The organism is Haladaptatus sp. SPP-AMP-3 (assembly GCF_049568665.1).
Taxonomy (GTDB): Archaea; Halobacteriota; Halobacteria; order Halobacteriales; family Haladaptataceae; genus Haladaptatus; species Haladaptatus paucihalophilus.
This window is the reverse complement of sequence record NZ_CP145900.1, coordinates 61,375-75,265: the sequence shown is the minus strand read 5'-3', so window position 1 is coordinate 75,265 and position 13,891 is coordinate 61,375. Positions and strand designations below refer to the sequence as shown.

Genomic DNA, 13,891 nt, shown 5'->3' with positions numbered 1-13,891 from the left:
CTAATTTCTAACCAGATAGTTGCGCACCGCAGTGTTATGACTGTTGTTCAGTTTACGGCGGTCTCGTCTCCGAGAGTGTCCAGCGAGACGTCGGTGATTGCATCTTCTTTCCCGTGCTGTTCACTCAAGCAGAGAGGCCGATTCGATAGAAGATCCATTTACTCGTTCAACAAGCCTACTGAGTTCACTCTTCGATAGAGGGTCAATATCGACTTGCTCACCAGTAGCGGTATAGAAAATACTCGCACCCACGTCTCGCTCTGGGAAGCACTCTGCGAGCACGTGATAGTAGACGCTCAACTGCTTGCGATACTCGGACTCAGCAACCCGACTACGATCTGTTTTGAAGTCGATGATCTCCACAGTCCCGGGACAAAGATGGACGAGGTCAATGATTCCATAGATGGTAACTCGCTCGCCACCAACCGTCAATGGCAGATACGCGTCCTCTTCAACACGCAATTCACCATCTAACGAGTCGATGAAGCGCTTGGTGTGACGCTCATCGTCGTTCGCTGGTTCCACAGCGTCCCCTAATACATACTGCTCTGCGAATTCGTGTGTCTGTGTTCCGAACTCTGGCCCCCTCCCCTCTTCCACTTCCTCGAACACGTCGTCATTCATCAGCGAGTGCGGAGAATGGCCAACCGGTCCCGCAGACATCGGGATTGAAATCTCGAAGTGGGATTGCGTCGTCTCACCATCGTGAAATTCCTGGACGTCCGGATGATATTCTTCTATATCCACTGGGAGCTCTTCGATGAACGTGTTCGGGTTCTCACCGGCTGAACAGACTAAATGGCTCTTCGCACGAGTCATTGCGACATAGAGCAACCGTCGTTCTTCATCGTATTCACGTGGGAGACACTTGCGGAGTACATCAGTCCGCCAATTATCGTGGATGTGGGGATAACCGTAGGCATCACCGTACTGCTTTCGTTGGCGTAATCCGATCGGATCGTCGAACGTGATCGCATTGCTATTTCCTCCAGCGGGTGGGAACCGACGGGAGTTCATATTCGCGAGGATGACAATGGGATGTTCGAGTCCTTTTGCCGCATGAATCGTCTGGACAGTCACGGAATTCACGCCAGCACTCGCATACACATCGTGTCTGCTTCCCTCATCGATACCAGTCTCGATAAACCGAATCAGGTCCCCGCGGGTCTGGATTGTCGAGTTGTGGACGGACTGGATCGTCGTCAAAAGGACGTCGGCATACGAGCCATCGTACCCATACTGAGAGAAGACAAGCTCGAGAATCCCACCGATCGTCTCCAGTGCCTCCAGCTCCGCTCTGAACGCCTGCATGTTCGAGGGGTACGCTTCGTGGTCCAGAATGTGTCGAACTTCCTCTAGCGAGTAGCCAGCCTCCTCAAGGACGGCTGCCCAGCCACGTTTCGAGTCTGATTCGAGAATTCGAAGCCACGCCAAGAGGAGTTTCGCCTGATCCGAGCGGAACAGCTCGATACCACCCTCGTAGGCTACCGGGAGGTCGTACTGTTCAGCAACAGCGAGGAGCTCTCGACCAAAGTCTCGTGTCCGCGTAAGAACGGCGATGTCCTTGAACTCTGGTGGTCGAAGCTCACCATCGTCTTCGATCTGGTAGTCCTCGTTGCCGACGATTTCTTGGATCTTCGTGAGGACTGCCTCTTCCTCGTCTTCGTGCTGAATCGCCTCGATTTGGGTGTTTTCGTGTGTCGCATTCGAAGACAGGGAGACGATTCGGTCTTGAACCACCTCGACATCCACATGGTCCGAGCTCGATGCAGGTGTGATGAGACTGTGTTCGGAAAAGTCGAGAATCGATTGTGTCGAGCGATAATTCTCTACAAGTTCAATTTCAGTGATTGGGCTCGTCGAAAACGAGACACGCTCGTAGTCGGCGTTCAACTCCTCGACGAATCGGTCAAGTCGCGATTCGAACTGGGTGATGTTCTCGACAGCCGCGTATTGGAACGAGTAGATGCTCTGTTTCCAATCACCGACCACACAGAGATTGTGTGTTCCAGCGAGCAAGAGGGCAAGTTTGAATTGGATCTCGCTGGAGTCCTGGAACTCGTCGATCATCACGTACTCGAATTCGATGGTCTCTCGCAGTTGGTGATCCTCACAGAGGAGGACGAAGGCGAACAGCTGTAGGAATCCGAAGTTCAGATAGTTCCGGCCCAAAGCGAACGAGAGATATTCGTAGTAGACATCGTGGACGAACTGTTTGAGATCCTCGCGGTTCTCCTTGAAGGCCTCTCGTGCGACGTCTGCTGTGACTTGTTTCGTGCCACGGCTCCCTCGTAGTTCGGCCTTTGTGGGAGCGTCCGGAAGGAAGCATTTCTCGTGTCCGTATCGACCGAGTTTGTACCGGAGTCGCGATTGCTTGTTACCGTCATTCTGGGGCTTGTTCAGCTCATCGAACGTGCTTTTAAACGCCTCAAAGTCACCATCCAGATGCCGTTCGCCATTCCGATACCAACCATCCGCAGTTGGGAACACACCTTTTGCTGCAAGCTGGTTGATTAGCCCGAGGAGTTCGACTGGTTCGGTAATTGCACGGAAGAAGTCATCATGTTCGGGATGGTCGTCGATGAAACGACGAATGAACTCCCGAAAGAGCCCCTGCTCTACGGTCTCGTCCTCGATGATGCGTGTCGATTGGGTAATTCGGTCATCGATTCCCAGCAATGTCGGGGCCTCGAACCCGTGTTCCATGAGGATATCGTGACAGAGGCTATGGAATGTCTGGATGGGTGCATCCGAGAGTTCGCGCATTCCATACTCACAGTGGGATACGATCCGGTCCTTCATCTCAGTCGCAGCGTTGTTGGTGAACGTCACCAGTAGGACGTCCTCTGGGCCGACATCATCCTGATCGATGATGCCTGCATACCGTCGTGTAACAGTGAACGTCTTTCCAGTGCCGGCACCAGCATCGACCACGTGAATTCCCGCTGTGCTGTCGATGAGGTCTTGCTGTTGGTCGTTTGGTGCCGTCACCGGGATCCCTCCTCCAGAATGCAGTCGCGATGGTCCACATATCGGTAGTTGGGTTCCTCGCCAGGGCCTTCGACGGGGAAGCGTTCCTCACCGTTGTGCCGATCGGTGAGTTCCGTGAGGCGGTCCTGGATGAATGTCTCGAATGCATCGAGATCTTCGGCGAAGTAATTCTGGTTTCTGATGCCGAGCAGGTATTTGAGCGCCTGTTTGCAGCCATTCTTCACGTACTTGTAGTTACCAACGGCGTCCACCATCCGATCCGTGAGAGCGTGGCCGAACTCGGATTCGATGAGTTCATTCTTGTCCCTCGTGGTGGGGAAGTCGTGTTCGTCGAGGAACGCCTGGTAGGTCTCGTAATCTATCTTCGAGAAGATCTTCTTGCAGTCGCCGTATGCTTCTTCTTGTAGTTCAGTGAAGATGGCTTCTGACCCGATGTATTCCGCGTGAGTTGTCGGATAGTACGTTACCGTCGTGAGACAGTCGTCGATGTTCGAATCTCCTATAATGACGTCGTCGAGCGTCTCGAGGAAATGGAAGAACGTGAACTGGAGCTGTTGATCTGGGTGTTCGCTCCGTTGCTGGGTGAGATAGAGGAGTGCCTGGAAATTCGGTTTGTCGGTTGGTGACCGGATATCGGAGTTTTTGACGACGTCCTTGGCTGATTTCTTCGACCCACTTTTGTAGTCGAGAAGCTGGGTCGGGCTGTGAACAAGGTCGATCTTCCCTTTCACTCCTACGTCAGTGTTTTCGAACCACTGCTCTGTGGTTGGTGAGTCGACTGGTTGGTTGAAGTATTCTGCAAAGTGATTTTGACCGTAGCCACCGTCCGGTGTTAGAAACGCGTCCGTTTGTGGTGGGTTGGTATCGAGGTAGTCGGTAATGGTCTCCAGTCCGATCCGGTACTTCGTGCGTCGAACGTCGTAGTCGACACTCCGAAGGAATGGTTTCATCTCGTCGAGAATGACCGTCGCAATCTCGTCGAGTGTGTCTGCTGTAATTTGGTCTGGGTGGTTGACGTAGAACTCGGCGAAATCGTGAAACAGATTGCCCTCTTTGAAATGCTCCTTGTCGGGCGTCTGGACGAGGCGGCTGTAGAAATAATCCCGTGGGCTATTGACGTAGGTATTCAAACTCGACTGGCTGATCGTCTCGATCTCGTTGGTGGGGACGTTGACGGGCTCTTTCTCGAAGCCGTCCTGGGTTGGTTGGAATACCCGAGTGCGAGGAACGGAATCAAGATCACTGAATCGTTCGAACTCCTCATCGAGCAGTTCTTCAAAGTACAGACAGGGCGTGACAGGGGTCCCACCAGTGGAGTCTTGGACGAGGTAGTACTGATCTTGGCCATTTTGGAGAAGGAGTTGGAATTGTCGGATGTTGCGTTCGAATTCCTGTTCCTGGTCGACCCACGGACGACGTGGTGATGAGTGAGTCCAGCGTTCATCGAGTCCTAAATAGAACACCAATGGTCGATCCACGTGTGCGGCGGACGTCGCGTCCGCAAGTAGTACGCCGTCGTTTTCGTGCTCAATTGGCACGTCGTAGGACTGCAGATAGAATTCTAAGCGATCGAGTCCAGCTTCAGAAACGGGGGCGTCTTCGATGCCAAGCTGTGTAAGTTCGTCTCGGAAGACGGTGAGCTGGCTATCCGCCGCATCTTCATACACTTCGATTGCGTCCTCGAATGTGTAGGTATGAATCGAGTTGCTAAAATCGAGGACCCAGTCTATTGCTGGATCGTCGAAATGAGAGAGACGCTTCTCGTCGTGTTCTACGTCGATTGAAATCCCAATCTGGGTGAGTAAGGGTTTGATATCACCGACACGGGTGTCCCGACCAGCATGCGCACTTCGGAGAAGCTGTAAGAATGCCCTGTGGTGTGGCTCATCGGTGAAGTCAATTCCACCGTGATACGGTATATCTGCGGCTTCGAGGGCTGACCGAATGAGCGATCCGTACTCACTAGTTCGGTCGTGGACCACTGCTACGTTCTCAGCAGTCTCCGCTGTGATTGTCTCGAGGACAGTGTCGATGATTGCAGCTGGTGAGTCGTGGATGTGGAATGACGGGTAGTCGAACGAGTCGTCCGCAAACGGATCGATCGTCGTATACTCTGTCGGGAGGATCGAGCGTTCGAGTTCTGTGAGCTGTGTTTCACCGACGACTGCAACCGAGGTGTCTTCGTCGATAGAATACTCCGTGAGTCGTCGAACAGTTGTGTCCATCTCGGCAATGGCGTCGATCGCTGTTCGGATGGTATCGGTAGCGAACCGATCGTAGTCGAGAATTGCATCGATCCGACCACGAAATTCCCAGCACGCGAGGATAACTTCGACAGCGTAGGCTGCCTCTTTCCACTCAAGATCAGTCTCGGAGATCAGTTGGAGAAAGGCACGACGATCTTCGGCTCGTTCACGGCGTTGTGCTGCGAGTCGTCGTGGTGTGATCGCGAACGGTCCGAACTGTGGTCGATCAAGTCGTCGGTTTATTGCACTTGCGAGAGGCGCATCTGGTACGAGCACAAGATCAAAATCCTTGCATTCTTCGTAGATGGTGTTAATCGATTTCGACCGAGTAATTGACACGAGACGATTGTCTCAATCGAATTATAAAATTGTTTCGTCGTGAGAGGTAGACGTTATCACGGAGTCAACTAGCAGTCTCGTTTACTCATATTCAGTCCAAATGTCCCCCATTCGATCATAGACCCAAGGGACAACGACACGAGAGAACACCGATGGCAACTCCGGAGGATACCCTCGATTCATCCCATCGTCGTGAGTTGCGTTTGGTGGCGAGTGAAAATGGTCTTTTGAATAATCCTCACTCTCATGGCGATCCCAACAACACATCCACTCCTCACCGAAATGATCTTCGACATACGAAATATGGAAATCACCGTTGACATATGATTGCACCTCGATGTATGCTTCGCTAACGTACTCTTCTGGGTAATGTTTGTCACGAAGTGAGATGACGATCGAATCTGGCCGATTCGCTGGAAAGACGGAAATTGTCTCGATCCACTCTTCAGATCCGAGAATCGAGGCGATTTCCCGAAGTAAGGCACGATTTGGGATTTGCTTTTTCTTGCCGTTGACCACACTCACACGACCCCTTCATCCGTCGCACTATCGCGGTTGACACGGCGGAGGTCATAGATCTCCTGTCTGACCGCCTCCCAATTGGAGATATCTAACCAGACTTGTTCTGGATCCCCGTACTCTGCATATTCTAAGGGATCGATATCATCGGGTTTTTCGACATCGAAGGTCTGTTTGTACTCTTCGTTCTCGGCGAGCAAATCACCAAGTCGGGATTTGTACTCGTGTTCGCTCAACTCTGCTAAGCGATTCAGCCGTCGCCATTCGAAGTACGCTTCGTTCCGTTTGTACGTCGCCGGGTTCTCTGTCATACGGGTCAAAAGACCAATGTCGGCGAGTCGTTTGAGATGGCGTCGAGCTGCATTTGCAGAGCAGTCTGCGCGGTCAGCAACCTCGGAAACACGGGTTGGTTCGGTAAGTTCGAGGGTGATTCTGTAGACTCGTTCGTCGGCAGGGGCATTCTCTAGCCTGTCGGCGAACTCAGATGCAAAATCGGTTTTTGGTGGTCCTCGTTCGTTTGTATCGCTCATACGCAGAAATACGAGTTAGTACGCAATATATCTATTGACTACGCACATTTTCGAGAGTGAGTCGTTAATGAGTTACATAGACGGAGGATAAGACACGGTACGTGTGATGCTACATTTGCATCACTCGTCATGGACAGGGGAATCATCAGCCGACAAGAGTTATGCGGAGCTTGCAGAGTAATGGTTGACAACGAAGGTTGGACAGGATATAAAGCAGTCAAAGCAGCATGGGAAGGAATTCCAATAGACTGTAGCGATTGCCTTGACGACCGACTCTCCTCCCACCATAGCTAGTGGTTACTCGTTGTGCAGTGCAGCTGCAATCGCTTCGAGTTCCGCCTTCCGGAACGCGTTTGACGTTTGTTCTGGGTTATCGTCATCCAGTTCACCGATTTTCCACAGGATACCAGCCCGCATCTGAGGTTTGGAGGGCAAATTGTGTGTCGATATCGTAGTTTACCGTCGTACAGATTGCAGCAAGCGCTTCTTTCGTGAACGCCGTCGATTCCATCCGTTCATATCTCCCGACAGGTGCTGAGATACACATTCCAGTGGAACCATTCAAGCAGATCGGTGATATGGAGTATACAGACCTTCAGTTGCTTGGCAAGGATATCAATCGGACTCTCGAGGATGAAGATAACTGGGAGGACCACGAAGACCCGTACGTGCGCTTGCAACTGACTGGCCAGATGACGGATGCGTGGGGTGAAACGATACTGGTGGATGAAGAATACGACGTGTGGGATTTAACATCAGGCGAGCAGGGGTACGTTTCGTTCGAAAGTGATGAGGGATTTACGCGAGAGCAGATTCCGCTGAGCTTCGTGGTATCAATGTCTCACTTGCAGAACTGGCTGAAGAAGAATGATGGTACTTGAGCCAAAGAACAACCGGTTCACTGGCATAACGTGGTACAAATGTCTCCCTGGATATTAAGCTGCTTCTCTGTATACTAGTCAGTAATGACTCTCGTTCCGTATCACCTCAAAATCGATGGGAACTACTATTCGCTCTCGTACGTTCACCCGTCTGAATCGGAAGCGCAGGAAGATGTTCAGAGTCGTGACGAACCTGCTGTGATCCGACTACTCGAACTTGACGATGATGTGTATGGCGTCTATACGTTTGCAGAAGCGCAAGAAGAAGAGATCGAAGGTGCCGATCTATCAGACTACAGTGCTGATACACGCAATATCGTCGATACTGTCATCAGTCTTTTCGACGAGATCAGTGACGACCAAGAGATTGCGTGGTACAAGCCGCTCGAACCAACCCATATTGCAGACGCCATTGAGGCAGTGACGTGGAAGCAATCAATTCCAACCGTTGGTGGAAGTCTTATCTCGGAACTCATTCGATCCCACGGCCTTCCGAATGCGAATCATCGAACGTCAATCGCATTTTTTGAATTGTACACTCGGACCTTTTACACGTTTTCCGACGCTCCACAGACGAACCACGGGGATGACTGGGCAACATGGGCAAATGAGTATATTCGTGAATCGAAGCGAATCCTCACGGTCCGACGGAAAGCAGCCCTCTTTTCGTTTCTTCAGTCGTTAGGCGCTACTGGCGTTCGCAGAAAGAACGATGTTGTCATCTCGTTCGAGACATATCCACTCGATGTTGCCGCTCCGTGGGCGTACTACGCTGACGAGCATGAACACATCTGGACGGAGTTTGCGACAGATTATCTCCAACGAGCAGGGGCATCGGAGTTGCTTACGCAGAACGATGACGGCAAACGTGTCTTCGCAAGCCGATTGTGACCCAATCGTTATGGTTCCTCAATCCCGAGTTAGTGATATGAGCGAGAACGAATCCGCACACGTCGACGCTCGGGAGTACATCCAGAGCGCTCGTGAGCGGGTTGACGAACGGAAGACAGGTGTGGCAGCCGAGCATCTCACAGCTGTTGCGGCGCACGTTGCCTACCTCGAAGACTAACACTTTCAGCAATCCGACTTCGTTCACTACCACCCGAGATTCACAATACAAGCGGAAGGGACTACGAGCCGTCTTGTTCTTCACATACCGCATCTTCTTGAGCTGCATCTTCGAGATGTAAATAAAGTTGACACAATCCCACCGGCACATGACTTTTAAGTCCCAATATATTTATAATCTATAAGTCAGTTTCAAACAGAAGATAGATGGCAGTATTAGACGACCTGTCTGGCTTCGAATTCGAAGACGTGATGGAAGACGTGTTTCGGAATCTCGGCTACGAGAATGTCCGACAAGCCGTGAAGACGGCTGACGAAGGGCGGGATATTCTCATGGAAGAAGTTGTCGATGGCACACGACGTGGAATCGTGGTTGAGTGCAAACACACCGGAACTGTTGGCCGGCCCGTTATCCAAAAACTTCACTCCGCGATTGCAACCTTCGAGTACGACGGTCCCAAGCGAGGAATGGTCGTTACAACCGGCCGATTTACTGAGCCAGCACGAGAGTACGCGACGCGTCTGGACCAGAACAACAACCCGTATCCAATCGAACTCATCGACGGGCAACGACTGCGCGATATTGCCGACGATGTCGGACTTGATCTCTATAACGGCCGTATCGAGATTCTATGCAATGAGACACTGCGACCGTTCGATCCGACTGGTACCGTTGAGGCCCCTGTAAGAGAGGCGTTCCGTGACATCGAAAACATCGAATCCGCAGATCTTCCAGACCCCACGACCAATGTGACGTTCGAACCCACTGCGGTCATTACTGCCAAGACAAATGCTGTCTTCGAAACGACGGTCGGCGTCATCCACCGCATCAACGAAACGGACAAGTTTGCCGTTCACGCCGACCAGTCTCGACCGACGGTTCTTGATGACGACGTCGGCCAACTCGTTGCAACTAATTTGCGCCAGAGTGTGGATCTCGACGAAGATGCGTTTCGCAACGAGTTCGACGACCTTGATGTGAAGCGATATGGTCAAACTGAGACCGAATACAAAGACTGGGCCATTGACCAGATACGAGCCCGGCACACGACGACGGTCCACTACACTGGCGATAACAACGTTGACTACGAGAAGACGTGTGAGCCGAAGCAATCGGACGTTTCGATGCAGTCCATTACACCGATGTATCTTCCGCACGTTCGCCAGCGTACGGAATTACTGCAGTATTCGTACCCCTACGAGTACTACACCGCTGGACCATCACGCGTAACGATCGAAGACGGCATTCATTGCTGTGTGCAATGTGACGACGAGAACGCGTCGACGTTCACTTACTGTGCGAACTGTGGCAGCATCAACTGCAGTAGTCACACGAAGACTGAGCGAGTCGAAGGGACACCGATCTGTACGGGCTGTGCAGTGACCGAACGGTTCGCGCTCAAGACGAAGTACTTCTACGACGAGGAGAACATGAAGTTGTTCCTCAAGGAGTACGACGCGATGCCAATTCAGCAGAAGGCAATGGAGAACAAACCACTCGTGGCTGGTACCGCGGTTTCGGTCGTGCTAGTGGTCTTGCTGGTTCTTACGTCGATTGGCGCTCTCTGAGACGTGAGGAGTGCAACCGCTTTCGCCACTGGCTAGAAGTGCTCTCGTCGCTGTTCCCAATCGAGAGCAGTCATTTCGGTGATAGGCAATGATGTCGTTAACTCCCTCGGTCATCAGCCGACAATAGACGACTCAGAAAGCGTGTTACGCAGGCATTTATTGGATGACGGATACAATGCCGCGTTATCATGCAATATTCATTTCGTGTGGGTCAACAATACCGAGACACCGGCAGCTTTCGGAACCCGGACGACCAGTTCTTGCGATGGATTCGCGGCCCGCTCAACAGCGGTATCAAGAACACCGGCGGAATTCGTCATCTTGGCGCGAATCGGTCCGATATGCCTGCGGCGCTCGTCCTTGTGTCGAACGACAGCGGCATTTCCCAGCACGACGATCCGTGGGAAGACACGCTCGCAGTCAATGCGGGCTACATCAGTTACTGGGGCGATGCGAAAGCCGACAACCCGTACGACGACTCTGCGAATAACCAGAAGATCAAGACGGCGTTCGACCGAGCTGCGGCGGGACGACGCGAGGATGTCACACCAGTCCTCGTGTTCCGCAAACCAGAGTCCGGGGTCGTCGAATTCTGTGGGCTCTGCGTCCCGGACCACTTCGAAGTACGCTCCTACCGGGACGATGCCGGTACGCAGATTCCGAACTACCTCTTTCACTTCTCGATCCTCAATACCCAGTCAGTCCCCGTCTCGTGGCTGCATGATCGCGCCCGCATGAATGACAATGGTCGTGCCCCGGATGTCTGGAAGAACTGGGTCGAGACCGGCGAGGTTGCCCAGTGGCCGACCGGCGAGACCCTCGACCGGAGTGGGCGGATTCGACGCTACGAAACATCTGAAACCGTCGTGAGCGACGCATTTCGAGCAGAAACGTTCGACCGCTACGGATATGAGTGCACCATGACCGGGATTCGAGAGGCCGAACTCCTGGATCTGGCCCATATCCTTCCTAGAAGTCAGCACCCCGACCTCGCTGAGCACCCAGAGAACGTGCTCGTGTTGAACTCACTGCACCACCGGGCGTTCGATGCCGCACTGTTCACCATCGACAGCGATTACCGAATTCGAACGAGTCCGTCATTCGACCCTGCCCATCCGTTCCTCCGTGAGACAATCCTCGAACGAACGGGTGAGCAACTGACGTTCCCAGCCACCGTTCAGATCCGGCCGTCGTTTCTCGACGAACTCAACACTGGTCTCTCGTGGCTGTAGCTCCCTGTGCCTCTATTGAAATCACTTATTGGTCACAGCACTCACTACCTGTACTCTAAATAACCGATCACTCAATTCCGCCCGCTTCATTGAAACTGAATGTGGTGGAGAAAGAATCATGATCCGCCTATATCATTGTTCGTTCATGCCTCCGGATCGGCTCCGCAGTATTGTCCCGATGTTTGGCGGTGGAACGCGCTACGTCGAGACGCTGGACTCAATTCTTGACTTCGTTGAAGCTCATGGACCGACAACCGATGAACTCGTCGGGTGGCATCGTGGGACGTTTAGGAATGTGTCCAGTCGTAATTCGATTATGCGACGGGTCAGCTATCTTCAGAAGGCCGGGTTTCTCCGTCAGGAGAATGAGCAGTGGGAACTCGGACAGACTGGGCGTGAGTATGTCCAGCAGCACGATGTGGCGACGTTACTGCGAATCATGTGTGAACAGAACGTTGGGCTTCGGAGTCTGCTGTATGCGTTGTCTGTTGGTCCAATGACGATCGCGGAGGTCAGTGATCAACAGTTAGATACGCACCCAGAGTTGGGGTGGAGTTGCGGCGAGACGGATATGGCGAAGCAAAGGGCGAACTGGTTGCGGAGCATGGAACTCGTCGAGAAACACGGAGAGGAATATATGTTGACGGACGAGGGGCGAGGGTTCGTTGCGGGTGCAGTTGAAGAGTGGGCGGATGCGGAATGGACTGCGACAGCGTCTGGCGCGGAATTCTCGGCTGGCACGTACCAAACTACAACACATGCCCGAGCGGTGGATCCGGAGTTCCGTGCGACTGTGATTGCTCGACACGACCGGATGTGTCCAGTTTCCGGTGTTGATCATCCGGGGTTGTTAGATGTCGCGCACGTGCTACCGTGGAGTGAGTATCCAGAATACAGAGCAGATTTGGCGAACGTACTGCCGTTAAGTAAGACACATCACACGGCGTTTGATCGAGAGTTATTCACAATCGATCGGGAATACCGATTGCGAGTGAATCCGTCGTTCGAGACGAACAGTGAACTATTGCAGCGGACAATTCTTGACCGGGCGGGCGAGCAGATCTCGGTTCCGGATGAGAGTTTGAATCCTAAGTACGTAGCGCAGCACAACGCGACGCTTGAGTGGGTATGAGGCTGGATAGCCAGTTAGCTGGACTGACGAAAGCCGACCGGATGTTCTAACGCCCAGTTATTGGAGAGAACCTCGTCTTTGTCGTCGGTTCCACCTTTGGTGAGCAGACCGACGTGGTAGAGATGGTATTTGAATTGGAAGTGGATACCCGATTTGTACACGGTTGGGTCAGTCAGCATCGATTCGTTGATGTCACCGTCGGCGGTGAGGACGTCTTCGCGCCGATTTTGTGTGATGAACACTTCGATGGCGAGTGGTTGATTGATGTGGCAGGCTTCTCGGACAACAGCGTCAATGGTCGCGGTTTCAATGCCACGCTGGTGGAGCCGTTCGAGTGCTTCGACGATGAGTTGCGTGGGGTCGTATTGGATCGCGACTGAGCGAGCGAGTTGCGCCCAGCGTGGAGCGAGAGTGGTGAATCGGGTGGATCGGCGTTTCCACGATGCGAACTCATCGAGTGCGTTAGCGACGCTCTCGTGCTGGTCACGGGCGAACCGGACGACTTCTGCGCCAAGATGTGTGAGTACGTCGCCTTCGGGACGATTGTCGACAAGGCCGAGGAGGATGGCTCCGCGGCGGCCGCCTGAAACGCTGTTGATCACGTGTTCGGAGTAGACGGTTCGTGTTTCACCGTTCGCGGCTACGGCGAGAGCGTAGCCGAGGTAGTTCTTCGGGTGGTTTACTGGGAAGCTCCCGTCTGTGAATTGATGGGTTGTTGCTTGGAATCGAATCGCGTTGATGGTCGTCGAGAAGTCACCGACACCGCTGACACGCGCCGGTTCAACGAGCGTCGCCTCGGTAGGGGTCTCGACGCCGATAACGCCGATATTGAGGTCACGTGCGAGAGAACGCGCCTGGTCAGTGATGCTCTGGATCGGCGCAGCAACGTACCCGAGGTTGACTTCAGATAGATGACTGTGGGCCTGGTTGATACCACGACGGACGTCAGCAGCACTCGGGTCACTGTTGTGGCCTTTCGCTTCGATCACAGCAACCGGTGTCGTTGCTGTATCGGCGTTCAATACTTCCAGAGCGGGCATTCCAATACCCAAAAGATCAGGTTCACCGCCGTTGAGACGGATCGTATTGTACGGCGCGAGGCGGCGACGCAGATCCTCAGGAATCTCCCAATCGCCCCACGACGGTTTCGTGAACTGGGTTTCCGTGACAGCGTAGTGGTTTGAGCTATTGTTGAGATCGGGATAGAGTGTGTCCTTCGCGGCAGCGAGAACAACCGGTTCGGCGAGTGAAGCTGCCATTGCTACAGGCCTTCTCAACCTGTCGGCATTAAACTAGGCCGTTCAAGAATCTCATCTAATCCGTCTCGTGTATCCTCGAAATTCGCGTACTCGGACGTGATGACCAACAGTTTCTCACCGAGGAT

The 13,891-nt window shown here is 53.0% G+C and carries 11 protein-coding genes and 1 pseudogene; 6 read left to right on the top strand and 6 right to left on the bottom strand.

Annotation, left to right across the window (positions count from 1 at the left end; genetic code table 11):
* Positions 1 to 120 precede the first annotated feature (120 nt).
* The 5 genes and pseudogenes from V5735_RS19230 to V5735_RS19210 form a co-directional block, all read right to left on the bottom strand.
* Positions 121 to 2,991, bottom strand: a complete 2,871-nt coding sequence (locus tag V5735_RS19230) for a UvrD-helicase domain-containing protein (RefSeq protein WP_423746650.1) — start codon at positions 2,989 to 2,991, stop codon at positions 121 to 123.
* On the bottom strand, positions 2,988 to 5,576 hold the full coding sequence (locus V5735_RS19225; RefSeq protein ID WP_423746649.1) for a PD-(D/E)XK nuclease family protein: 2,589 nt from the start codon (positions 5,574 to 5,576) through the stop codon (positions 2,988 to 2,990). The genes V5735_RS19230 and V5735_RS19225 overlap by 4 nt, the downstream gene beginning before the upstream one ends.
* An 81-nt stretch (positions 5,577 to 5,657) precedes the next feature.
* Positions 5,658 to 6,095, bottom strand: a complete 438-nt coding sequence (locus V5735_RS19220) for a hypothetical protein (RefSeq protein ID WP_423746648.1) — start codon at positions 6,093 to 6,095, stop codon at positions 5,658 to 5,660.
* 2 nt (positions 6,096 to 6,097) lie between these two features.
* Positions 6,098 to 6,625: a DUF7342 family protein gene (locus V5735_RS19215; protein WP_423746647.1), complete on the bottom strand. Its 528-nt coding sequence runs from the start codon at positions 6,623 to 6,625 to the stop codon at positions 6,098 to 6,100.
* A 297-nt stretch (positions 6,626 to 6,922) separates the two neighbouring features.
* Positions 6,923 to 7,172 (bottom strand): annotated as a pseudogene (locus V5735_RS19210) (hypothetical protein).
* Between V5735_RS19210 and V5735_RS19205 the strand changes: the two are divergent.
* The 6 genes from V5735_RS19205 (at position 7,117) to V5735_RS19180 (ending at position 12,507) form a co-directional block, all read left to right on the top strand.
* Complete coding sequence (locus tag V5735_RS19205; protein WP_423746730.1) at positions 7,117 to 7,506, top strand: hypothetical protein; 390 nt, start codon at positions 7,117 to 7,119, stop codon at positions 7,504 to 7,506. The pseudogene V5735_RS19210 and the gene V5735_RS19205 overlap by 56 nt on opposite strands.
* A gap of 84 nt (positions 7,507 to 7,590) precedes the next feature.
* Positions 7,591 to 8,397, top strand: coding sequence for a hypothetical protein (locus V5735_RS19200; RefSeq protein ID WP_423746646.1), 807 nt, complete (start codon positions 7,591 to 7,593; stop codon positions 8,395 to 8,397).
* A gap of 37 nt (positions 8,398 to 8,434) precedes the next feature.
* Entirely contained in the window at positions 8,435 to 8,575 is a 141-nt protein-coding gene (locus V5735_RS19195; RefSeq protein WP_423746645.1) for a hypothetical protein, read from the top strand.
* Between the two features lie 206 nt (positions 8,576 to 8,781).
* Positions 8,782 to 10,143 (top strand): restriction endonuclease, encoded by a 1,362-nt coding sequence (locus V5735_RS19190; RefSeq protein WP_423746644.1) that lies wholly within the window; start codon positions 8,782 to 8,784, stop codon positions 10,141 to 10,143.
* A gap of 206 nt (positions 10,144 to 10,349) precedes the next feature.
* The gene (locus V5735_RS19185; protein WP_423746643.1) at positions 10,350 to 11,375 is read left to right on the top strand and encodes an HNH endonuclease; all 1,026 of its coding nucleotides are present in this window, start codon (positions 10,350 to 10,352) and stop codon (positions 11,373 to 11,375) included.
* A 178-nt stretch (positions 11,376 to 11,553) separates the two neighbouring features.
* A complete protein-coding gene (locus tag V5735_RS19180; RefSeq protein ID WP_423746718.1) occupies positions 11,554 to 12,507 on the top strand; it encodes an HNH endonuclease in 954 nt (317 codons plus the stop codon).
* A gap of 14 nt (positions 12,508 to 12,521) precedes the next feature.
* On the opposite strand, the gene V5735_RS19175 is transcribed toward V5735_RS19180, so the two are convergent.
* Positions 12,522 to 13,766 carry a hypothetical protein gene (locus V5735_RS19175; protein ID WP_423746642.1) on the bottom strand — a complete coding sequence of 415 codons (1,245 nt, stop codon included), beginning with the start codon at positions 13,764 to 13,766 and terminating at the stop codon, positions 12,522 to 12,524.
* Positions 13,767 to 13,891: the final 125 nt, after the last annotated feature.